This window comes from Rhizobium sp. 1399 (genome assembly GCF_031455475.1).
Taxonomy (GTDB): domain Bacteria; phylum Pseudomonadota; class Alphaproteobacteria; order Rhizobiales; family Rhizobiaceae; genus Rhizobium.
Genome location: NZ_JAVDSU010000002.1, coordinates 1,076,921 through 1,099,614 on the forward strand (window position 1 = coordinate 1,076,921; position 22,694 = coordinate 1,099,614).

The window sequence follows — 22,694 nt, forward strand, 5'->3', positions numbered from 1 at the left end:
CATGATGTTCCACACGCCCTCATTTCCGCCGCGCTGTCACTCATCACCCTGAAATTGCGGGATTTTTCGGCGCCGTTCCTGACTCCCGGATACCCTGACATTTACGTGATTATGCGTCGCTTGACATTTGTCGAATAGAAATCGAATATTGTCAGAATCGATATTCGGGCGGAGGTTTCCGGATGTCGAATGGCGCGCTGAACGTGCTCGCCAGACGCATGCGTGGAGGAGACGGACGTGGAATTTCTGCTGGAAGTGGAGGGGCTCAAGAAGGCCTTTGGCGGCGTCGCAGCCCTGCGCGACGGCCGCTTCCAACTTCGCGCTGGCTCGGTCCACGCGCTGTGTGGCGGTAATGGTGCGGGCAAGTCGACCTTCCTGAAAATTCTGATGGGCATTCACAAGCGCGATGCTGGCTCGATTCGTCGGCGGGGCCGCGGGGTGGATTTCTCCAGTCCGGCTGATGCGCTCGCATCCGGTATTGCCATCATCGAGCAGGAGCTGAGCCCGGTTCCGCACATGACGGTCGCCGAGAACATCTATCTTGGCCGTGAGCCGTCAGCCCGTTTCGGTGGCATCGATTTCCGCACCATGAACCGCGCGGCGCAAAAGCTTCTGGATGGACTGGAATTCGATATCCGCGCAAACCAGTACATGATGAGCCTCTCGGTCGCGCAAATGCAGCTTGTGGAGATCGCCAAGGCGCTGAGCCACGATGCTGAAGTCATCTTCATGGACGAGCCGACATCGGCGATCGGCGAGCGTGAGGCCCAGCAGCTCTTTGCGGCGATCCGCCGCCTGCAGGCGCAGGCGCGCGGTATCGTCTACGTCTCGCACCGCCTGTCGGAAATCTTCCAGATCGCTGATTCCTACACGGTCTTCCGCGACGGTTCCTTCGTCGGTGCCGGCGCCTTGTCGGAGATCGACCGGCCGAGCCTGATCCGCATGATCGTCGGACGGGAACTGTCGGAAGAATACGTCAAGACCAATACGCCGACACCTCAGATCGGTCTGGAGGTCAGTGCGCTCTCCTGCCCGAACAAGATCGAGGACATTTCCTTTGCTGCCCATAAGGGCGAGATCTTCGGCATATACGGGCTTATGGGCTCCGGTCGCACGGAAATCTTCAACTGCCTCTTTGGCCTCGATAAACCATCGAAGGGACACATTGCAGTGGACGGTGCGCCGATCTCGGTCGCGAAGCCCTCGGACGCGATGGCTCATGGACTGGCGCTGGTAACCGAGGATCGAAAGCAGACGGGGCTCAATCTCTCCGATTCCGTTCGCGCCAATATCTGCATGGCAAGCTTGCCGGAGTTGAGCCCCGCCTTTGCGATGGACCATGCGAAGGAAGTGGATGCCAGCAGGCGGATGCGCGAGCAGTTTCAGATCAAGGCAGCGCGCGACACCATGCCGGTATCAGGCCTTTCCGGCGGCAACCAGCAGAAGGTCGTTCTCGGCAAATGGTTCCTGCGCAACCCCAAGGTCCTGCTGCTGGATGAGCCGACACGCGGCGTCGATGTCGGCGCGAAGCGCGAAATCTACCGCATCATCTGCGACTTCGCCGAAGGCGGCGGCACGGTGGTGATGATCTCATCGGAAATCGACGAAGTTCTCGGCATGTCGGACCGCATCATGGTGATGCGCGGCGGCAAGAGCGCCGGAATATACAGCCGGGAGGAGACGAATGCCCAATCACTCGTCCACTTATCAACCTGACCAGGGTCAGGGCGTTCGTCCGGCAGCAGAGGAGCAGGCAGTGTCAGTGAGTGAGAACAAGAGTGCGGGCGGCTGGTTCAAGACCGAACAGCGGCGTTTGATCGTGCAGGAATACGGCATCTTCCTCGCCTTCCTGCTTTTGGTCGTTATCCTGTCGTTCTCGAATGAGTTCTTCCTGACCGGCGGAAATATTTCCAACGTGTTGCTGCAGACGTCCATCAACGGCGTGCTGGCGATCGGCATGACCTTCGTGATCCTGACGCGCGGCATCGACCTGTCGGTCGGCTCTGTCGTAGCACTCGCCGGTATCGTCAGCGCCAGTTTTGCCACCACTTCGGAAACGGCCGGCGTCATCGGTTCGCCCTATCCGGTCGCTATCGGCCTCTTGGTCGGTGTCCTGGTCGGTATTGTCTGCGGCTCGATCTCCGGCGCGATCGTCTCGCGCTTCTCGGTGCCCGCCTTCGTCGCCACACTCGGCATGCTCTCGGCTGCCCGCGGCATGACGTTGATCTACGGTGGCGGTCGCCCGGTTCCGGCGCTGACACCCGCCTTTCGCTGGATCGGCACCGGTGATGTATTCGGTCTTCCCGCTCCCGTCATCGTGCTTGCGGTCGTCTTTGTGGCTTCCTGGTGGGTGCTCAACCGTACGCGGTTCGGCCGCTACATCTATGCCGTCGGCGGCAACCCGCATGCGGCCAAGACTTCGGGCATCAACACCGACCGAATCCGCTTCACCGTCTATGTTATCTCCGGTGGCCTGGCAGGGCTTGCAGGCATCCTGCTCAGCGCTCGCACCGGTTCGGGCCTGCCGCAGGCTGGCGTCGCATATGAACTGGATGCGATCGCGGCAGTCGTCATCGGCGGGACGAGCCTTTCCGGTGGCGTCGGCCGGGTGACGGGGACATTGATTGGCGCGCTCATCATCGGCGTGATGAACAATGGTCTCGATCTGATGGGTATCCAGTCCTACTACCAGCAGGTCCTGAAGGGCGCCCTCATCGTCGGCGCCGTCATGCTCGACCAGAAACGAAATTTCGGAGCCTGAGCTCAACAACAGAAATTCGGGGCAGGTGCTTCGGTCGCCCCGTCCGACAGGCAAGCCATGCTGGCAGCCTAAACCCAAGGTGGAGGAAAATGAAATGAAAAAGCTTCTGATTGCGCTTGCTTCGGCAACGGCACTGCTGGCTACGTCGGCCGCAGCCCAGGAGAAGATCAAGATTGGCGCAGCGCCCTACGGCCTGAATGCAGAATTCATGCAGATCTGGACTGCGGCCCTGCAGGACCACCCCGCCGTCAAGAGCGGCGAGGTCGAACTGACGGTTTTCGATGGCCGCTATGACGCATTGGTTCAGCAGGACCAGTTCAAGACGATGATCACGCAGAAGTACAACGCCATCATCTTCGCTCCGATCGACGTTGATGCAGGGGCATCTGCCGTTCAGTCCGCCGTCGACGCCGGCATTCCGGTCATCGGCTCCAACACCCGCGTCAATTCCGATCAACTGACCTCCTATGTCGGTTCCGATGACACGGTTTCCGGTTATCTCGAAGCCAAGAGTGTGCTGGACAAGATCGGCTGCAAGGGCAATGTCGTGATCATCGAGGGCCCGGTCGGCCAGTCGGCGCAGATCCAGCGGTTGCAGGGTAACAAGAAGGCGTTGGCCGAGTGCCCTAACGTCAAGGTTCTCGAAGACCAGACTGCAAATTGGTCGCGCGCCGAAGCCCAGACGCTGATGGAGAACTGGCTGACGTCGCACCCGAACCAGATCAACGGCATTATCGGCCAGAACGATGAAATGGCGCTCGGCGCCATCGAGGCGATCAAGGCTGCCGGGCTCGACGTCAAGAGCTTCGCCATCGCCGGTATCGACGGCGTCACCGATGCGCTGCGGGCCGCCAAGGCCGGTGAGATGACCTCGATCCTTCAGGATGCTCGCGCCCAGGCGCAGGGCGCTCTGGATCTTGCGATCTTCAATGCCAAGAAGGGCGACTATAAGCCGGAATCCGATATCTGGACCACCTACAAGGATATGCCGTGGAACGACGGCAAGGATAAGACCTATAATGTCCCGTGGACCCCGGTGACGGCTGAAAACGTCGATAAGCTGCTTTCCACTCGCAAGTGATCCTCCCTGGGGCGGGATGAAGATCCCGCCCCATATCCCGACAGGTTGAGAAGAAAGCCATGACTGATTCAAAACAGGTTGATTTGAACTTTTCCTTGAGCGGCAAGGTCGCTCTGATCACGGGTGGGGCCTCCGGCATCGGCAGCGCCATCGCATCCGCCATGGCCGCCAAAGGCGCGATCGTCGGCGTGGTGGACATCAATGGATCGGTCGCGAAGGCCAAGGCCGACGAACTCGGCAACGGCGCGAAATCATTCGTCTGCGATGTGTCGGACCCGCAATCGGTCGAAAAGGTGGTTTCCGACGTGGTGGCCGCATTCGGTCACATTGATATTGCCGTCAACAGCGCCGGTGTCGTCATGCTCGCGCCAGCAGAGGAACTCAGCCTCGATGCGTGGGACAAGACCATCGCGATCAATCTCAAAGGCACCTTCCTGGTGTCCCAGGCCGCCGGCCGCGCCATGATCAAGGCGGGCAGGGGCGGCAAGATCATCAACATGGCCTCACAGGCAGGCACGGTCGCCATCGACCAGCATGTTGCCTATTGTGCCTCGAAGTTCGGCGTCATCGGTCTTTCCAAGACGCTGGCTGCCGAATGGGGAAAGCACGGCATCAACGTCAACACGATCTCTCCGACCGTCGTCCTGACCGATCTCGGCAGGAAGGCATGGGACGGCCCACGCGGTGAGGCGCTGAAACAGCGCATTCCATCCGGCCGTTTTGCGTTTCCAGAGGAGATTGCGGCGGCGGCGGTGTTCCTGGCTTCCAACGGTGCCGATATGATCAATGGCGCGGACCTTCTGGTCGACGGCGGCTACACCATTATCTGACGCGCGGTAGATAGGAGTTATAATGCAGAGATTTATCAATAATCCGGACGAGGTCGTCGAGGATACAGTCAAGGGTTTCGTCAAGGCCCATGCCGACATCGTCAGGCTATCGGCACAAAATCCCCGTGTCATTGCTGCTCGTCACACACCGGTCGCCGGCAAGGTGGGCGTCATCACTGGTGGCGGTTCGGGCCATGAGCCGGCCTTCATTGGTTATACCGGCCGCAACATGCTGGATGCCGTGGCCGTCGGCGAACTTTTCTCTTCGCCAACCGCAAAGAGCTTCCTCGATGCCGCGCGCGAAGCCAATGGCGGCAATGGCGTCGTGTGCCTCTATGGCAACTATGCCGGCGACAACATGAATGTGAAGATGGCAATCAAGCTGGCGGCCAAAGAAGGCATCGAGATCGTCACCGTCGTTGCCAATGACGATGTATGTTCAGCAGGCCCTGAGGAGCGCGAAAAGCGTCGCGGCGTCGCCGGCGAGATATTCATGTGGAAGTGCGGCGCGGCGAAGGCTGCAGAGGGCGCGAGCCTCGAAGAGGTTCGTGCGACCGCTCAGAAAGCGATCGACAATTGCCGTTCGATCGGCGTCGGCCTCGGCCCCTGCACGCTGCCCTCCGTCGGCCATCCGAATTTCACCATCGAGCCCGGCACGATGGAGGTCGGCATCGGCCACCATGGCGAACCCGGCGTGCGCGTCGAGCCGCTGAAATCCGCCAAGGAAGTTGCCGAGGAGATGGCGAAGATCGTTCTCGACGATCACCAGCTTCCTGCTGGAGCCGAAGTCGCAGTTATCGTGTCAGGGCTTGGCGCAACGCCGCTCAACGAGCTCTATATTCTCCACGATACGATTGAATCCGAGATCACGGGACGCGGACTGAAGATCTATAAGGTCTATATCGGCAACTATTTCACATCGCTGGAAATGGTCGGCGCAACACTGACCGTCATGGCACTGGACGACGAGCTGAAGCGGCTGCTGAATGTTGATGTTCAGTGCCCTGCGATGCTATGAGGGGAGGCAGGCGAATGCAGCAATTTCGGAATGCCAAATCAGGCGATATCGTTCTCTCGCTTGCCGATCGGATCATCGAAAACCGCGCCTATCTGAGCGAAATTGACGGCAAGATCGGTGACGGTGACCATGGCGTCAACATGGCCAAGGGTTTTGGCATGGCGGCCGAACGCGTCAAGGGTGCAGATATGTCCTTGGCGGAAGCGCTCGACACGCTTGGCACCGTGCTGATGACGGAGATCGGCGGCTCCATGGGACCGCTCTATGGCGTCATGTTCACGCAGTTTGCCGAAACGATCGAGAAGTCTGATGCGATCGACGCCGCGACGTTTAGCACCATGCTCCACAATGGCCTCGATGGCATTCAGGCTATCGGCTCGGCCAAGGTGGGCGACAAGACGCTGCTCGACACGCTCGTGCCGGCGATCGGTGCGTTCGATACGGCGATCGGCAGCGGAAAGTCCTTTGGTGAGGCGCTTCAGGCTCTCGTCGCAGCTGCGGAGGCTGGACGGGACAGTACACGCGATCTCGTCGCCAAGATCGGTCGCGCCAGCCGCCTTGGCGAACGTTCGCTCGGCGTGCTCGACGCGGGCGCGACATCCTGCGCGTTGATCCTGAAGTCGCTGGCTGATGGCGTGGAAACGAGGCTCCAGCCCGCCTGACAAATCGGGCTTTGGTGAGAGCCCGTGATCCTCCCTTGTATCACCTTCCCGGCCGCTTCGGCGGCCGGGAACAATCGGCCGGAAGTACGTTGAAAACTGCAGCTTTTGCGCTCATCTTCGCCGTCGATTGCAGACGAGGGGAACCAGGCAGGATGACGGCTAAGACATCATCGGCACGAAAGAACACTACGGCTGATATCGCGGCTGAACCAATCCCGCTGCGCTACGGCGACGATCCCTATGTGTGGGCATGCTGGCTCTACTACGAAGATGGCATGACCCAAGGCGATATCGCCGAAACCATGGGCATTTCACGCGCAACGGTGAACAGCTACCTCGCCGATGCGCGCGCCCGCGGCATCGTCAATATTTCCATCGAACCCTCGCGCCTGAGCTCGCTCACCATCGCCCAGGAATTGAAGCGGCATTTCGGTCTGCATGACTGTCTTGTCGTGCCGAGCGACGACAATGCCCGGCCGCTGATCGAACGGCTTGGCTCAGCCGGCGCGCAGGCACTGCAGAAACTGTTGAAATCCGGGGATACAATGGCGGTCGTCTGGGGCCGCACCATCATGGCGGTTGGCCAGCAGGCCGCCATTTCGGGACTGCAGGATATGACCATCGTACAGGCGACAGGTGGGACGAGCGCAACCTTCGCCTACACGCCGGAACTTTGTGCCGCCGCCTTTGCCGACGCGGTCGATGGCCGGCTCATCAACATTTCGGCGCCTGCCATCGTTTCCAGCGCCGAATTGCGTAACATGCTGATGCGCGAACCTTTGATCGATCAGCAGTTTGAGGCGCTTTCGCGGGCAAACAGGGTGATTTTCGGCATCGCCTCCATGCGGCCGAATTCCACCATCCACACCAGCGGCTTTTTTGAGTCGGTATCGCTACAGGACTATCTGGCGAAGGACGCGACCGGTGTCGTTGCCGGACGCTTCATCGACGGCCACGGACGGCCCGTCGCCGGTCCGCTGGACGACCGGACCGTCGGCGTTTCGCTCGACCTCCTGAAGAAGATCAACATGCGCATTGCTGTTGCCGGTGGCTTCGACAAGGTGCCGGCGATCCTCGCCGCGCTTCGCGGCGGCTATGTCAATGTCCTGATCACCGATGCAGCCACCGGTCGCGGCATCCTGAATGCCGACGGCGTCACCGAGATCGCGCAAAAGCTGTCCCAGCGTCCGCGCGTGGAAAGCGATATGCCGGCGCCACTGAACAGCGCTCGCACCCACATCAAGAAGTTCCTGAACAATCCTGATGATGTCGTCGAGGAAATGCTCGAGGGTGTCGTCAAAGCGCATGTGAATTACCTCCGCCCGGTCGACGGCTCCAACCGCGCTCTCGTTGCCCGCGCGGGCCCGCGGGCTGGCAAGGTTGGACTGGTCGTCGGCGGCGGCACCGGCCATGAGCCGGCGTTCCTCGGTTATGTCGGCAAAGGGCTCGCTGACGCTGTCGCGGTCGGGAATATCTTTTCCTCGCCGCCTCCGGGGCCGATCCTGCAATGCGCCAAGGCAGCGTCGGGCGGGGAGGGCGTGCTCTTCGTCTACGGCAATTACGCCGGCGACGTCATGAATTTCGAGATGGCTGCCGAAATGGCGGCAGAGGACAATATCGAAGTCCGCACCGTGGTGACGACCGACGATATCTCCTCCTCGCCTTTGGAGGATCGGGATGGACGCCGCGGTGTTGCCGGCAATTTCTTCATTTTCAAGATTGCCGGTGCGGCCTGCGATCGCGGCCTGTCGCTGAATGCTTGCGAGGCAGCAACGCGAAAAGCTAATGACCGTACGTTCACGATGGGTGTTGCGCTGGAGCCCTGTTCGTTGCCGCAGACGCGTCGCCACAATTTCGAGATCGGTCCCGACGATATGGAAATCGGCATGGGCATTCACGGCGAACCGGGCGTGATGCGCGAAAAGATGATGAGCGCCGACGGCGTGGTCGATGTCGTCATGGATCGCATATTTTCGGAGATGAAACCGGTGGCGGGGGACCGCGTCGCCGTTCTCGTCAACTCGTTCGGCGGCACGCCGCTGATGGAACTCTATATTCTCTACCGAAGGGTGGAGCAGCGCCTGAGCGCGAAGGGGATCAAGATCGAAGCGAACTGGGTGGGGCATTATTGCACATCGCTCGATATGGTCGGCGCATCCATATCGATCCTGCATCTCGACCAGGAATTGACGGATCTGCTGCATCACCCCTGCGATACGGCGTTTCTGAGGGTCGTAAACTGAAAAGCATAAAAGTATAAAAGCATCCCAGGGGGCTGGGCTGCATGAATTGGGAGGATACGCATGTCGGCAAACGCGGCCCGCCGCCTCAGCAGGATGTTTCACCGGATATCCGTGGCGATTTCGGCTGAGAAGGATCATCTCTCCGATCTGGATGGCGCGATCGGCGATGCCGACCACGGCATTACCATGTCGCTCGGCTTCCAGGCGGTGAATGGCGAACTGGCGAAACACGATCTCGATAAAATATTGCCATCAGAGGTCTTTTCGCTTGCCGCATCCGCCTTTCTCGATGCCGTTGGCGCATCGACCGGCCCGCTCTATGCCACGGCCTTCCGCAAGGCGGCGCAGGCTCTGAAGCGGGACGAGACGCTTTCGATCGCCGCTCAGGCTGCAATTGTCGAGGCTATGACATCGGGTATCCGGGACCGCGGCAAGGGGCAGCGCGGTGACAAGACGATGCTGGATGCCTGGATCCCGGCAACAGAGGCGGCTGCTGCTGCCCGCGACAGACAGGCGAGCGTCTCGGACATGTGGAACGGCATTCTTGAAGCCGCAGACGCCGGCGCACGCTCGACCCGTTCGATGGTTGCCACGCGCGGCCGTGCCGCCCGCCTCGGCGAACGATCCCTTGGCCACATCGATCCGGGCGCGGCATCGGCCGTCGTCATCATCAAGGCGATGAAGGAAACGTTCACGGAAAATGAGCCGGCGGAGTGATCCACCGGCTCCGGTCACCGCTTTTGATCTGCTTACTTGCCGGCTGCCTCGGCAGCCTTCGCGATCACATCGGCAACCTTCTCCGGTTGAGACGCGAAGACGGCGTGGCTTGCCTTGATCTCCGCCACCGTGCTGCCGGCCCGCTTTGCCATGTCACGTTCGAGGTCGGGATTGATCGAACGGTCTTCGGTGGCGACGATCGTCCAGCTCTTTTTAGTCTTCCAGGCGGGATCCCCGACCTTGGCCGAGAAGGCCTCCTTGGAGGCGAAGACCTGCGATTTCGCTAGGAACGCGGCCTCGTCCTTCGGCAGGTCGGCGGCGAAGTCGTTCGCGAAGGCGGCCGGATCGAGATAGAGGTATTTTCCGTCCTTCGTCTCACGAATATTCATGCCGCCAGCCGGCTTGGAACTCGCCAGGCTGATGAGGCTTTCACCCTTGTCCGGCTGGAAGGCCGCGACATAGACCAGGCCCGCGACATTGGGACTGTTGCCGGCTTCGGTGATCACCATGCCGCCATAGCTGTGCCCGATGAGCAGGGTCGGGCCGTCCTGCAAGTCCAGCACCCGGTTGGTGGCGGCGACGTCATCGGCAAGCGAGGTGATCGGCTCCTGGACGATGGTGACGTTGAAGCCGCGGTGCTCGAGGATTTCGGTTGCCTGGCGCCAGCCGGAGCCGTCGGCGAGTGCGCCGTGGACGATGACGATGTTTTTCACCTCGGCCGCCTGGGCAGCAAAAGCGATGACGCTGGTGGCGAAGGCAAGGGCGAGGGTGGAAAAATACTTGCGTTTCATGGTGATTGCTCCTGTTGTTCAAGTTAAATGAGAGAAGGAATGTTCAGCCGAATGTGAAGGCGTAGGCCTGGACGCCGGGATCGAGGAAATGGATCGCGAAGTTGCGTGCTTCCACCGCGCCGGACTGGCGCACGAGCTGGTAGAGTTTGGTCGAGGTCACCGTGCCGTTTCCATCGGCGTCGATATCGCTGCCATGGTCGGCACCTGGCGCCTTGCCGTCGACCGTCACCTGGAAGCGGATCGGTTTGCCGTCAGCACTTGGGCCAAGAACGAGATGTAGGTCGCGGGCGCTGAAGCGGTAGGCGATGCCGCCGCCTGCCTGATCCAGCGTCGCCTCTTCGGCACCGACAGTCCATTTGCCCGAAAGACCCCACTGGTTGAGACCCGGCTGCTTCACCGAATAGTCCCCGGTGGCATCGGCACGCATGCTCTCATTGGACGCAAAGCCGGTGGCCTGCTTGTAGCCGATATAGGTCTCGCCGGAGCCGATGTCCTTCAGGTCCGGGCTCACTTCGGCGCCTTTCGCATCCGGCACGACCGGTGCGCTTGTTGCCGTCTCGCTGCCGGCTTCGCGCAACAGGTCCTGGATCGCCTGCTCGGTCTGTCGATAGTTGCCTTCGCCGAAGTGATGTTCGCGGATCTGGCCCTTGGCATCGATCAGATAATGGGCCGGCCAGTAGCTGTTATCGAAGGCGCGCCAGATCTTGTAGTCGTTGTCGATTGCGACCGGATATCCGATGTTGAAGTCGCCAATGGCCTTTTTGACATTGTCGATCTTCTTTTCGAAGGCAAATTCCGGGGCATGCACGCCGACCACGACCAGGCCCTGGTCTTTGTATTTTTCAGCCCAGGCGCGGACATAGGGGATAGTGCGGATGCAGTTGATGCAGGAATAGGTCCAGAAATCGACAAGCACGACCTTGCCACGAAGCTGTTCAGTCGTCAGCGGCGGCGAGTTCAGCCATTCGACGGCCCCGTCCAGTGATGGCGCACGGCCTTCGACCGGCAGATCGCTGTGGAAAGGTTTCTTCGCATCGGCAAGACCGATCGTCTTGTCGTTGCTCGCGACTTCGGACGATCCTCCATCTGTTGGCTTCACATTCACCCTGTCGAGAACGGCCTGCTCGAAGGATGCGGTGCTGGCATAGGAGAGCTGCGAAAGCAGGCCGGTGTCGAGACCGAGTGCGATAACGATGACACCTGCAAGCACGGCAGCGCCGAGGCCCTGACGAATGCGCTCGCTGACGCCGAGCGACTTCTTCATGCCGGCAAAGATCTTGCCGCCGACGGAAAGCGCGATGGCGAGTGAGGTGGCCGCGCCCGCCGCATAGGCGAGCAGCAGGAACGTCGTCTGCAGATTCGCTCCCTGGAGTGCGGCTCCGGTCAGTACGAGACCGAGGATCGGCCCGGCGCAGGGCGCCCAGAGCAGACCGGTTGCGACGCCGAGAACGAGCGCGCTTGCCGTTGTCGGCGCAGAGCCGGTCTTGCCGGAAGCGTTCAGCAGGCGATTGCCGAAATCGACGACCGGCTGGGTGATGAAGCTTGCGACACGCGGCGACAGAAGGCCGACGCCGAAGACAGCAAGCAAGGTCAGCGCGGCAAGGCGGCCATATTCATTGGCGTTGATCGCCCAGCTGCCGCCAACGGCGGCAAGTGTGGCTACCAACGCGAAGGTGGCGGCCATCCCGATCAGCATGGGCAGCGTGCTGCGCACGAATGGCTGTCCGGCGCGGGCGAAGACGAAGGGCAGGATGGGAAGGATGCAGGGGCTGAATATGGTCAGCGCCCCTCCGAGATAGGCAATGATAAGAAGCGTCATCATCGTTTCCTTTGGAACCGGGTGATCGGGCTCTGGACGGCGATGCAGCCCGACCAGCAACGCGGCTATCTGGTCGAGGCGATGTATCTCGGATGTGTCTGGTTTCCCGGCAATATGTACCGAAGTGTAGGAAGCGCTCCGATGAGGGCTGCGCTATCTTCCATGCATCAGCGCTTCGCCTAGCCCGGACCCCGCAAGAAGAGGGATGATCGCTGAATGAGGAGGATCAAATGACAGCCAGAGCTGAGACGGTAAAGCTCAAGCGGGTCTATGCGGCCAAGGTGGATGCGGATGGCGCCCGACTGCTGGTCGATCGCATCTGGCCCCGCGGTCTCAGCAAGGAGCGTGCTGCACTGACTGCCTGGCTAAAGGATGTCGCGCCAAGCACCGAGCTGCGCCACTGGTTCAATCATGAGCCTGATCGCTGGGAGGAGTTCCGTCGGCGCTACACCGCAGAGCTTGAGCACAAGGAGGAAGAGCTGAAGCTCGTGACCGATTTCGTAAAGAAGGGCACGGTCACGCTGCTTTATGCCACCAGCGATGACGAGCACAACAATGCCGTGGCGCTCCGTGATTTCCTCATCCGACGGATTTTCGATTGAGAAGGCAGCCAATTGTATCAGAACGTATCCGGAAGGCCGGATGCTACATCCGCATGCAATTGAAGCGGATACCCGAAACATCGGGGATACATGCGCGCTGTTTTCTCCCTGCCATCAACTTGAAACGGAGAGAGCCAATGTCCAGCGAAATTAATCTTCAGCGTCGTCGTTTTTTCGGTGTTGCGGCCATGACCATGGCGGCGGTCGAATTTGGCCTGACCAGTGCCGCTGGTGCCCAGTCGCAGGTTACCGCGCCCGCCGTGACGGCAGGCTCGCATACGTCCTTTGCACCGCTGAAGCAGGTCAAGGCTGGCGTACTTAATGTTGGCTACGCTGAAGCCGGTCCCGCAAATGGCCCGGTTGTGCTCCTTCTTCATGGCTGGCCCTACGACATCTACAGCTTCGTCGATGTAGCGCCTGCGCTCGCCGATGCCGGCTACCGGGTACTGATCCCCTATCTGCGCGGCTACGGCACAACCGAATTCCTCTCCGCAAAGACACCGCGCAACGGTCAGCAGGCTGCCATCGCCACCGATATCATCGCCTTCATGGATGCGCTTGACATCGAGCGCGCCGTGATCGGCGGTTATGACTGGGGCGGCCGCACCGCGGACATCCTGGCCGCTGTCTGGCCGGAACGCTGCAAGGGCTTGGTCTCGGTCAGCGGCTATCTGATCGGCAGTCAGGAGGCGAACAAGAAGCCGCTTCCGCCGCAGGCCGAGCTGTCCTGGTGGTATCAATTCTACTTCGCCACTGAACGCGGCCGCGAGGGATATGAGGCCAACCGGCATGATTTCGCAAAGCTGATTTGGAAGCTTGCTTCGCCGCAGTGGAAATTTGATGACGTGACTTTCGACCGCTCTGCCAAAGCCTTCGAAAACCCCGACCATGTCGCGATCACCATCCACAACTACCGCTGGCGGCTTGGCCTCGCCAATGGCGAAAAGAAATATGACGCGTTGGAAAAGAAGCTCGCTGCTTTTCCTGTTATCACCGTACCGACCATCACCATGGAAGGCGACGCCAATGGCGCGCCGCATCCGGAGCCTTCGGCCTACGCCAAGAAGTTCACCGGCAGGTATGAGCATCGCAACATCACTGGCGGCATCGGCCATAACCTGCCGCAAGAAGCACCGGAGGCCTTTGCCCAGGCCATTCTGGATGTCGATCGCTTCTAAAGCCTGCCTCGGCTGCCGCGAACGGAATTCCCTGTTTCGCGGCAGCCAATTCAGAGTCAAAACAGTAAGCAGCGAGCCTGCAGATAACAGTTCTGCTGCACGCCAACAGATAGAGGATCCGAAAGTCCCGACATGGAGCACGTCGACCACATCCTGATCGTCGATGACGATCGTGAAATCCGCGAACTGGTTTCGAGCTATCTGAAGAAGAATGGGCTTCGGACGTCAGTCGCCGCCGATGGCCGCCAGATGCGCAGCTTTCTCGAAGGCAATACGGTCGATCTCATCGTGCTCGATGTCATGATGCCGGGCGATGACGGGCTGGTGCTCTGTCGTGAGCTGCGTGCGGGTAAGCATAAGGCAACGCCTATCCTGATGCTGACAGCCCGCAGCGACGAGATGGATCGCATCATCGGGCTGGAGATGGGCGCCGACGACTATCTGCCGAAACCCTTTGCCGCGCGCGAATTGCTGGCACGCATCAAGGCCGTCTTACGCCGCACCCGCGCGCTGCCGCCGAACCTGCAGATTTCGGAGGCGGGACAATGGCTTCGCTTCGGCGACTGGCGCTTGGATACGGTCGGCCGGCATCTTCTCGACAGGCAAGGAACCGAGATTGCGCTGAGCGGCGCCGAATATCGGCTGCTGCGCGTCTTCATCGACCATCCGCAGCGGGTGCTCAACCGTGACCAACTGCTGAACCTCACGCAGGGCCGCGATGCGGAACTCTTCGACCGCTCCATCGACCTGCTGGTCAGCCGCGTTCGGCAGCGACTGGGGGATGATGCCCGCGAGCCGACCTATATCAAGACGGTGCGCAGCGAAGGTTACGTCTTTTCCGTTCCGGTGGAGATTGAAGAGGCCAGGTCATGAGCGTGGGGACTGCTCTTCGCTCCGGGTTTTGGCCGAGCACGCTGCGGGCTCGGCTTTTCTTCATTCTGCTGGCGGGCCTGGCGATTGCCTATGGCCTGTCCTTCACAGTCCTCTTCGTTGAGCGTTCCATGTCGGCCAAGGCCGTCATGCTCGGCACGTTGGAAAGTGATGTGGCGACCTCGATCGCCGTTCTCGACCGCCTGCCGGCGGATCAGCGCAGCGACCTGCTCGATCGTCTCAGCCGCGGCAACTATCGTTTCGAACTTGGGCCGGGTCTGCCCGGTTTGCCCGACAATTCCAGCAAGGGCAGGGAAATCGGCGGCAGGATCGAAGAGGCGGTCGGCGGCACCTATCCGATCCGCATGGAATTCATTCCGGGCGATATCAGCCGGCTGCAGGCGCATCTGACGCTGAGTGACGGAAGTCCGCTGACGATCGACATCACGCCGCGGCCTCCGATGCCGATTGCGGCATGGTTGCCCTATGTGCTTGCTATCCAGATGGTGCTGCTGGTGCTTTGCACCTGGTTTGCCGTGCGCCAGGCAATCCGGCCGCTCGGGGCTCTTGCGGCTGCGGCCGACGCACTCGATCCCAACAAGAAAGGTCCGCCGCTCAGCGAGCGTGGCCCGAGCGAAGTTGCGCATGCGGCGCGCGCCTTTAATGCCATGCGCGAAAGGATCGCGCATTATCTCGAAGAGCGGGTGCAGATCCTGGCTGCGATCTCGCACGACCTGCAGACGCCGATCACCCGTATGCGGCTGCGCGCCGATATGACCGATGATTCCCCCGAGAAGGACAAGCTGGTGCGCGATCTCGGTGAGATCGAACGTCTCGTGCAGGATGGGATCGCTTATGCCCGCAGCGCCCATGGCAATGGCGAGAAGTTTTCCCGTATCGACCTCTCGTCCTTCATCGACAGCATCGCCTATGACTATCAGGACATGGACAAGGCCGTCAGCGTCGTCGGCCTCGTGCAGGGCATTGCATCGACGAAACCGCATGCGCTTCGTCGCATTCTCACGAACTTCGTCGACAATGCGCTGAAATTCGCAGGTGCAGTCGAAATCAGCGTTGAGCGGAAAGGCGAGGAGGCGATCGCCATCACCGTGATGGACCGCGGCCCTGGCATTCCGGACGCCATGCTCGAAGCCGCCATGCAACCCTTCTTCCGGCTGGAACAGTCGCGCAACCGCGAGACTGGCGGCACAGGCCTTGGCCTTGCCATTGCCCAGCAATTGGCAGCCGCGATCGGCGGCTCGGTGCGGCTCTATAACCGCGAGGGCGGTGGTCTCGCGGCCGAAGTGACGATCCGCGCCAATTGAATTTTTCGCTGCATTTGTATGCGAAAATGTCCAGATAGACCGGCGCTACGCTTTGATACAGTTCGGCCGATTTTGGAAACATACGGGATACGTCAGACCGTCAAAACCACTCCGTCACCAGATGTCGCAGGTCGCGACGCGAAACCAAGGAGTGCTCTCATGACGACGATTGAAAAAGTTCTCTACACCGGCAAGACCCACACCACCGGCGGCCGCGACGGCTCCGCCCGCAGCAGTGACGCGCAGCTCGAGGTGAAGCTTTCGCCTCCCGGCAGCGCCCATGCCGGCACCAATCCTGAACAGCTGTTTGCCGCCGGTTGGTCGGCCTGCTTCATCGGGGCGATGGGCCTTGCTGCTGGCAAGCGCAAGCTGAGGCTTCCCGCTGATACCGCTGTTGACGCTGAAGTTGATCTCGGCATGACCGGCGATGCCTATTTCCTGCAGGCCCGGCTGAACATCAGCCTGCCGGGCCTGGAGCCTGAAGTCGCCCGCACGCTGATCGAGGAAGCCCACCAGACCTGCCCTTACTCGAAGGCGACGCGCGGCAACATCAATGTCGAGCTCAATCTCGTCTAAACATCCCGGCGCAATTTGGGTGCAGCTGGCTGCATCCACGGAGGCTTCGATGAAAAGGATCATTATCTTCATTCTGGGAGCCGCGGTTTTTGCAGCACCCTGTGTCTATGACGTGTTCTCTGACGAGCCGTCGCCACTGCTTGGTCTGCTTGTCGCGGCCTCGGGGGCACCCGGGTCCCTGTAAGGTGATTGCAATCTGATATCGCTGGGGAGCGATGAGTAAGGCACCCGCCGCTTGGCGGGTGCCTTTGTTTTTTAAAGTGTTTCTGCTTGCCTGGCTCCGATGGCGTCGCAAAACGACTTCAGCCTTGACAATAATACGGTCGTACGTATTGTAATGTGCATGGCAAAACATTCACATCGAAACTCAATTCTCGAAGCCGGCCGAAAGGTCATGTTCCGCAAGGGTTACATTGGCGCGGGGGTCCGCGACATCGTCGCCGAAGCGGGCGTGCCACAGGGTTCGTTCACGAACCACTTCCGTTCCAAAGAGGAATTCACGAAGGAGGTGCTGGATCTCTACTTTCAGGATCTTCAGTGCGCCATCGAGACGGCGCTGGGGGATGCGGGGCTGAGGCCACGCCAGCGCATCGAGAAATATCTCGATATCATCACCGGCCGTCTGGCTGCCGATGGTTTCAGCCGCGGCTGCCTCATCGGCGATCTCAGCCTGGAGGCGGCCCCGCAGAGCGAGACGCTGCGCACGCGGCTATCGGAAATTTTTGGCGAATGGAGCGCGCCATTTACGGCTTGCATTGCCGAAGGACAGGCCTCCGGGGAGATCGATGATGCGATCAGTCCGGAAGATCTGGCCGAATTCCTCCTTGCTTCATGGGAAGGCGCGATCCTGCGCATGAAAGTATCGCGGGATGCCCAGCCCCTGGAGCGGTTCAAGAAGATCGTCTTTGCCACCGTGTTCAAGGATCACAGCCATGAGACATGATATCAGTCTGCCGCGCGTGCCGGTGCTCGATTCCGAAATGGCATATCGCGAGGCCGGCAGAACGGACGGCCCTGTCGCCCTCCTTCTGCATGGCAATCCCACTTCGTCCTATATCTGGCGCAACATCATTCCGCATGTCGCAGATGCCGCCCATTGTATCGCTCCGGACCTGATCGGCTTCGGCCAATCGGGCAAGCCGGACATCGCATACCGCTTCGAAGACCATGTGCGCTACCTCGACGCCTTCATAGCGAAGATGGGCGTCAAATCGGCCTATCTCGTCGCCCAGGATTGGGGAAGCGGGCTGGCGCTCCATCTCGCCGCCCGTCGTCCCGATTTCGTCCGAGGCTTGGCCTTCATGGAGTTCATCAGACCGATCCCGACCTGGGACGAATTTCTGCAGAACAGCGCCGAGCGTGAGATTTTTCGCAAATTCCGAACGCCGGGAGAGGGTGAGGCGCTCGTTCTCCAGGACAATATCTTCGTTGAAGATGTACTGCCGGGGGCGACGCTCCGTCAATTCAGCGAGGAGGAGATGGCCGTCTATCGAGCGCCGTTCCCGATACCGGCCTCGCGCCTGCCGACCTGGCGATTTCCCAATGAGCTGCCGATCGCCGGCGAACCGGCAGATGTCTATGCGACCATGGAAAAGGCGCATGAGGCTCTGGCGGTATCGAACTATCCGAAGCTTCTCTTCGCTGGCGATCCCGGCGCCCTCATTCCGACCGCCTTTGCCGAGGATTTTGCAAAACGTCTGCGTAATTGCCGGCTGATCAAGCTGGGCAAAGGCCTGCACTACCTGCAGGAAGATCATCCTGAAATCATCGGCGAGACGGTTGCCGAGTTCATCGCCGAGATCGAGGCGCAGAGCCTGGTCGCATAAGGCAGCGGAGCGATTGCCGCCACTGGAGAACGAAGGCGAGCCTCGACTTCGTTCTCTTCTCTATCCGGCTACCGCAGATGCTAATGTATTCTTTTTGCGGGGCGAACGGTGCGTTGTTCGATCCGCCCTGCGATGGAGAATATCAGCACATCGACATCGGCATCGATCGTCGACCCATCCAATAGCCGGACGACGTCGTCTATCCCCGACACCGGATGGCCGCCGATTGCGAGCAGATAATCACCCTCGCGAAGGCCGGCCCTGGCTGCAGGACCATCGTCTTCGACGCGGCGCAGGCGGACCGTTGTCCGTTGGGGAACGCCGGCCTCAAGCGCAATGCGCCGATGCAGATCGACCGTATCGGCTGCGATGCCGATATATCCGCGGCGGACCTCGCCGAAGCGGAGGATTTCGGACACGACATGCTTGGCGGTATTCGATGCGACCGCAAAGGCAATGCTCTGCGCGCCCTGGATGACCGCGGTGTTGACGCCAATGACCTCACCTGACGAAGAGACCAGCGGACCGCCTGAATTGCCGGGGTTAAGCGCCGCGTCGGTCTGGATGATATCTTCCATCAGGCGACCGCTCGCAGCGCGCATCGAGCGTCCGAGAGCGGAAACGACGCCGGCTGTGACAGTCCATTCGAAGCCAAGCGGATTGCCGATGGCAACAGCGATATGCCCGCGCTTCAGCTTCTTCGAGTCGGCAAGCTGCGCCCAGGCGCCGGACCAGTCGTTGGCCCGGATCAGGGCAAGGTCGGTGTCTTCATCCCGGCCGAGCACCCGGCCTTCTACGACTGCACCATCAGGCGTCTTGATGGTGACGGCCTTTGCATCGCCGACGACGTGATTATTGGTGACGATGAGACCGTCGGGCGAGATGGCGAAGCCGGAACCATGCCCCGCCCGTCCGCCGATGCGCTCGATGCGGCTGACTGCCGGGCCGACCATGTCGACGGTATTCGACACCGTTTCGGAATAGGCATCCAGCAGTCCGGCGTCTGACGACGGCTGAATGTCACGATCAATGAATCCCATGAAATCTCCTCCGACGCGCGAGGCGTCGACGTTGAGGACCGGCAGCGACTGCTGGAGGCAAAGGGCTGTCGTTCGACAGGTGAACAATGGAGATATCAGGTGAGACTTGCAGGGCGGTCTTTCAAGAGCCGTGATTTCCGGAAGCGGCGAGGTACGAAGCCGCCACCTTGCAGGCAGCCAGCGCTGCGGCGCCGGCGTCAAGACCTCCGATGATGGCATCAATGTAACCACCAGCGAAATAATCCCCCGCTCCCGTCGTATCGCGCACGGGGGCTGCGGGCGGTAACTCGACGATGATCGAATCCTGCCGGCTGACGATCTCGATGGGTTGCATGCCGCTCGTCAGCACGAGGGTTTCAAGCCGCGGCGCAGCGATTTCAGCAGCTGCCTGCCAGGCGGTTTGCGCCGCTCCTTTCACGTCCGAGCGCGAAGCGATCAGAACATTGGCCGGCCTGCGTTCAGCCGAGAGCGGATATTGCGAAACCACCTGGTCGAAATCATCCAATTGCCGCAGGGCGGCCGGGCTCATCGCCCGTGCATTGAGGTAGACGAGCGAAGCATCGATCGGCGGCAGGGCTTCGATACCAGGCCTGCGGCGGCCAGCAGGCGCGATGATGGTGCGTTCACCGCTGGGGTCGACAAGGATGTCGACGGCTTCTGTCTTTCCGGGCACGAGGCCTACGAAATCGGTGTTGAAGCCACGCTTGCCGAGATCCTTCAGATAGGTTCGCCCTCGATCATCGTCGTGAAGACTGGTGACGAGCATCACCTCATGGCCGAGATCGAGCAGGACCAGGCCGGCATTGAAGCCGCCGCCGCCATAGCGCTCCTCAATCGATTGGCAGGCGAGCCTCCCGCCGGGCACAAGCGGTCGGTCGAGCCACCAGATTCGGTCGACATTGGCATTGCCGACCACCATTATCCTTGCCATTCCATCTCCCTTGCCGCGCTCTTCCGCCGCTTAGCGTGCGCTGTCATTCTTGCCGATGATCTTACCGCGCAGCCAGGCGGAGGAAAGATCGATAACATAAACGACGGCGACGATCAGGAAGATGATCGTCCAGGCTTCCGGCCAGCGATAGGCGGCAATGCGGTCCGCCAGCAGAAACCCGATTCCGCCGGCGCCGACAGTGCCGAGAATGGTGCCTGAGCGGGTGTTGGATTCGAAATTGTAGAGCATGATCGAGGGATCACCGGCATGGCCTGCGGCATGATGGCAAGGCGGATCGTCTGCAGCGGTCCGCCGCCCGATGCGAGAACGCCATCGACGGGTTTGCGCGAGGTATTTTCGATCGCTTCCGAAAAAAGCTTGGCGAAGGTGCCGATTTCCGAAACGGCGATGGCAAACACGCCCGGGTAGTTACGCTATTTTTTTCAAGTAATACATCCGGAAATCCCGGATGTATTTTATTCAATGGCAGCTCTCGGCGCTTCGCCGCTAGAGGCTTCTTATGCAGCCTTTTGAAATCGCGGGACAATTCCGTCCGAATAGACCTGCCTGCCCCGGCAGAAAGTGGCCCGCACCCGCGGAAGGCGGCCATGCTCGGCGATGACGAGATCGGCACGCAGTCCAACTTCGATCGCGCCGCGATCCGTCAGCCCAAGCGCCTTGGCGGGATTGGCGCTGACCAGCGCCACAGAAGCCGGCAGTCCGCCCGATCCGGCTTCCGCAAGTGCGATGGCAGCCGGCAGCATGGCGGAGGGATGGTAATCGCTCGCCAGGATGTCGAGAACGCCGCGTTCATAGGCCTCACGGGCAGAAAGATTGCCTGAATAGGAAAGCCCGCGAAGCGCATTCGGTGCGCCCATGGCCGTTGCCAGCCCGAACTTGCGGGCCTCCTGTGCAGCCGCCATCGTCACCGGAAACTCGCTGATACGCGCGCCGAGTCCCTCGACGATCGCCACTTTTTCGATACTGTCGTCGTCATGGGAGGCGATGATGACGCCATGGTCGCGCGCGGTGGCGGCGATGCCCTGCAGATTGTCGACCGCGTCATTGTTCTGGGCGCGGTTTTCCATGCGTTGCTGAACACGCTGGGCAGCCTGTTCGAGACTGATCTTGTTGTTGCGCGCGATCGTCTCGATATGGCGTTCGACATCGCGGTACTGGCCCTGGCCCGGCGTGTGGTCCATCAGCGAGACGAGATCGAGGGCGCCGGCCCGCAGCAGGTCTTCGATGACGGCGCGGGCATGGGTGAAGGTGATTTCGAAGCGTGCGTGAACCCTGTGGTCGATCAGGAGATCGTTCTTCCGGAGTTCGACCAGCGTCTGGATGATCGAGCGCGAATGCTCTTCCGAGCGAATGTGGCCATAGCTGCTATTGGCATGGAAGGACAGCGCCGCATAGGCGGTGGTGATGCCATTGCCGGCAAGCTTCTTGTCGAGTTCGAAAATGCCGAGTTCCAGCGGAAAGCGCACATTCGGCCGCGGCTCGATCTCACGCTCGATCATATCGCCATGCATGTCGATGAAGCCTGGAAGCAGCAGCCTGCCATCGCCGGAAATATCGGCCCCAGCCACCGGCTCTTCTCTGATGTCGGCGATAATGCCATCTTTAATCCTGACAGCGCCGCGCGGTATGACCCTATCGCGCAGCACGATTTCGAAATCACTCAGCCACATTCTCTGCTCCATCCTGGATCTGTCGGGTTTGAAGGCTGATTTCGCGGTCGATGAGATCCGCGACATCCTCGGGGTGGTGAAAGACGCCGATCATTGCCACGCCTGCAGCCTTCAGCTCGGCAAGGCGGGCAACGAGTGCGCGGCGCGCATTCTTGTCGAGCGAGGCAGTCGGCTCGTCGAGAAAGAGGAGCCGCTGCGGCAGGATGAGGGCGCGCGCCAGATTGACCTTTTGCTGCTCGCCGCCGGAGAAGGTAGAGGGATAAGCGGCCCACAGTCCCGGCTTGACGCCGAAGGCGGAAAGCCAACGGCGCGCCTGTTCAATCGCCTCGTCGTAAGGCTGGCCGGCAAGGCGCAGCGGCTCGGCGACCAGTTCTTCGGCCGCCACGCGCGGACGGGCCTGCAGGAACTGCGTCACGAAGCCGATCTCGCGCTTGCGCAAAAGGGCGATATCGACGTCGGCTGCGACTGTCAGATCGATGACACCTTCGCGCGTATGATAATAGGCGTGGCCGGCGCGCGGTACGTAGGAACGGTAGAGCGTGCGCAAGAGCGTCGATTTGCCGGCGCCGTTTTCGCCGGTCAGCAGGATGAATTCACCTTCGCGGAGTTCGAAATCGACCTTGTCGAAGGCGTGCAGCGTGCGTTTGAGATGATGCATCTCGAAATGCTTGGCGAGGCCCTGGACGGAGAGAATGGTCTGTGCCGAAGCGGCAGGATGTGTGTGCATGTTCAC

The 22,694-nt window shown here is 60.7% G+C and carries 22 protein-coding genes; 15 read left to right on the plus strand and 7 right to left on the minus strand.

Annotation, left to right across the window (positions count from 1 at the left end):
- Positions 1–237: 237 nt before the first annotated feature.
- The 8 genes from J2X71_RS10985 (at position 238) to dhaL (J2X71_RS11020) (ending at position 9,312) form a co-directional block, all read left to right on the plus strand.
- The gene (locus J2X71_RS10985; protein ID WP_310382091.1) at positions 238–1,716 is read left to right on the plus strand and encodes a sugar ABC transporter ATP-binding protein; all 1,479 of its coding nucleotides are present in this window, start codon (positions 238–240) and stop codon (positions 1,714–1,716) included.
- Positions 1,685–2,761, plus strand: coding sequence for an ABC transporter permease (locus J2X71_RS10990; RefSeq protein ID WP_405049698.1), 1,077 nt, complete (start codon positions 1,685–1,687; stop codon positions 2,759–2,761). The genes J2X71_RS10985 and J2X71_RS10990 overlap by 32 nt, the downstream gene beginning before the upstream one ends.
- A 94-nt stretch (positions 2,762–2,855) precedes the next feature.
- The gene (locus tag J2X71_RS10995; RefSeq protein WP_113320389.1) at positions 2,856–3,842 is read left to right on the plus strand and encodes a substrate-binding domain-containing protein; all 987 of its coding nucleotides are present in this window, start codon (positions 2,856–2,858) and stop codon (positions 3,840–3,842) included.
- Between the two features lie 59 nt (positions 3,843–3,901).
- A complete protein-coding gene (locus tag J2X71_RS11000) occupies positions 3,902–4,672 on the plus strand; it encodes an SDR family oxidoreductase (protein ID WP_007816802.1) in 771 nt (256 codons plus the stop codon).
- 22 nt (positions 4,673–4,694) lie between these two features.
- Complete coding sequence (locus tag J2X71_RS11005; RefSeq protein ID WP_310382092.1) at positions 4,695–5,690, plus strand: dihydroxyacetone kinase subunit DhaK; 996 nt, start codon at positions 4,695–4,697, stop codon at positions 5,688–5,690.
- Between the two features lie 14 nt (positions 5,691–5,704).
- Positions 5,705–6,352 (plus strand): dihydroxyacetone kinase subunit DhaL, encoded by a 648-nt coding sequence (gene dhaL / locus J2X71_RS11010; protein WP_310382093.1) that lies wholly within the window; start codon positions 5,705–5,707, stop codon positions 6,350–6,352.
- Between the two features lie 152 nt (positions 6,353–6,504).
- Positions 6,505–8,595 carry a bifunctional sugar-binding transcriptional regulator/dihydroxyacetone kinase subunit DhaK gene (locus J2X71_RS11015; RefSeq protein ID WP_310382094.1) on the plus strand — a complete coding sequence of 697 codons (2,091 nt, stop codon included), beginning with the start codon at positions 6,505–6,507 and terminating at the stop codon, positions 8,593–8,595.
- A gap of 60 nt (positions 8,596–8,655) precedes the next feature.
- Positions 8,656–9,312 (plus strand): dihydroxyacetone kinase subunit DhaL, encoded by a 657-nt coding sequence (gene dhaL, locus J2X71_RS11020; protein WP_113320385.1) that lies wholly within the window; start codon positions 8,656–8,658, stop codon positions 9,310–9,312.
- Positions 9,313–9,344: 32 nt separating this feature from the next.
- Here the strand turns inward: dhaL (J2X71_RS11020) and J2X71_RS11025 are convergent, their stop codons facing one another.
- Positions 9,345–10,103, minus strand: coding sequence for an alpha/beta hydrolase (locus tag J2X71_RS11025; RefSeq protein ID WP_310382095.1), 759 nt, complete (start codon positions 10,101–10,103; stop codon positions 9,345–9,347).
- A 43-nt stretch (positions 10,104–10,146) separates the two neighbouring features.
- Positions 10,147–11,922 (minus strand): cytochrome c biogenesis protein DipZ, encoded by a 1,776-nt coding sequence (locus tag J2X71_RS11030; protein WP_310382190.1) that lies wholly within the window; start codon positions 11,920–11,922, stop codon positions 10,147–10,149.
- Positions 11,923–12,152: 230 nt separating this feature from the next.
- On the opposite strand from J2X71_RS11030, the gene J2X71_RS11035 reads away from it, so the two are divergent.
- From J2X71_RS11035 to J2X71_RS11065, 7 genes are all read left to right on the plus strand, one after another.
- Complete coding sequence (locus J2X71_RS11035; RefSeq protein ID WP_310382096.1) at positions 12,153–12,524, plus strand: DUF488 family protein; 372 nt, start codon at positions 12,153–12,155, stop codon at positions 12,522–12,524.
- A gap of 137 nt (positions 12,525–12,661) precedes the next feature.
- Positions 12,662–13,702 carry an alpha/beta hydrolase gene (locus J2X71_RS11040; RefSeq protein WP_310382097.1) on the plus strand — a complete coding sequence of 347 codons (1,041 nt, stop codon included), beginning with the start codon at positions 12,662–12,664 and terminating at the stop codon, positions 13,700–13,702.
- A 132-nt stretch (positions 13,703–13,834) separates the two neighbouring features.
- Positions 13,835–14,575, plus strand: a complete 741-nt coding sequence (locus tag J2X71_RS11045; RefSeq protein ID WP_007826946.1) for a response regulator — start codon at positions 13,835–13,837, stop codon at positions 14,573–14,575.
- Positions 14,572–15,897 carry an ATP-binding protein gene (locus tag J2X71_RS11050; protein WP_310382098.1) on the plus strand — a complete coding sequence of 442 codons (1,326 nt, stop codon included), beginning with the start codon at positions 14,572–14,574 and terminating at the stop codon, positions 15,895–15,897. The genes J2X71_RS11045 and J2X71_RS11050 overlap by 4 nt, the downstream gene beginning before the upstream one ends.
- Before the next feature lie 159 nt (positions 15,898–16,056).
- Positions 16,057–16,473 (plus strand): organic hydroperoxide resistance protein, encoded by a 417-nt coding sequence (locus J2X71_RS11055; RefSeq protein ID WP_310382099.1) that lies wholly within the window; start codon positions 16,057–16,059, stop codon positions 16,471–16,473.
- Positions 16,474–16,816: 343 nt separating this feature from the next.
- Positions 16,817–17,416 (plus strand): TetR family transcriptional regulator C-terminal domain-containing protein, encoded by a 600-nt coding sequence (locus J2X71_RS11060; protein WP_310382100.1) that lies wholly within the window; start codon positions 16,817–16,819, stop codon positions 17,414–17,416.
- The gene (locus tag J2X71_RS11065) at positions 17,406–18,299 is read left to right on the plus strand and encodes a haloalkane dehalogenase (RefSeq protein WP_310382101.1); all 894 of its coding nucleotides are present in this window, start codon (positions 17,406–17,408) and stop codon (positions 18,297–18,299) included. Before J2X71_RS11060 ends, J2X71_RS11065 begins: the two co-directional genes overlap by 11 nt.
- 80 nt (positions 18,300–18,379) lie before the next feature.
- Here the strand turns inward: J2X71_RS11065 and J2X71_RS11070 are convergent, their stop codons facing one another.
- The 5 genes from J2X71_RS11070 to J2X71_RS11090 form a co-directional block, all read right to left on the minus strand.
- A complete protein-coding gene (locus J2X71_RS11070; protein WP_007826940.1) occupies positions 18,380–19,339 on the minus strand; it encodes a S1C family serine protease in 960 nt (319 codons plus the stop codon).
- A gap of 121 nt (positions 19,340–19,460) precedes the next feature.
- Positions 19,461–20,270 (minus strand): PfkB family carbohydrate kinase, encoded by an 810-nt coding sequence (locus tag J2X71_RS11075; protein WP_310382102.1) that lies wholly within the window; start codon positions 20,268–20,270, stop codon positions 19,461–19,463.
- Between the two features lie 30 nt (positions 20,271–20,300).
- Entirely contained in the window at positions 20,301–20,519 is a 219-nt protein-coding gene (locus J2X71_RS11080) for a hypothetical protein (RefSeq protein ID WP_310382103.1), read from the minus strand.
- A 269-nt stretch (positions 20,520–20,788) separates the two neighbouring features.
- A complete protein-coding gene (locus J2X71_RS11085; protein ID WP_310382104.1) occupies positions 20,789–21,961 on the minus strand; it encodes an alpha-D-ribose 1-methylphosphonate 5-triphosphate diphosphatase in 1,173 nt (390 codons plus the stop codon).
- Entirely contained in the window at positions 21,948–22,688 is a 741-nt protein-coding gene (locus tag J2X71_RS11090) for an ATP-binding cassette domain-containing protein (RefSeq protein WP_310382191.1), read from the minus strand. The genes J2X71_RS11085 and J2X71_RS11090 overlap by 14 nt, the downstream gene beginning before the upstream one ends.
- Between the last annotated feature and the right edge of the window lie 6 nt (positions 22,689–22,694).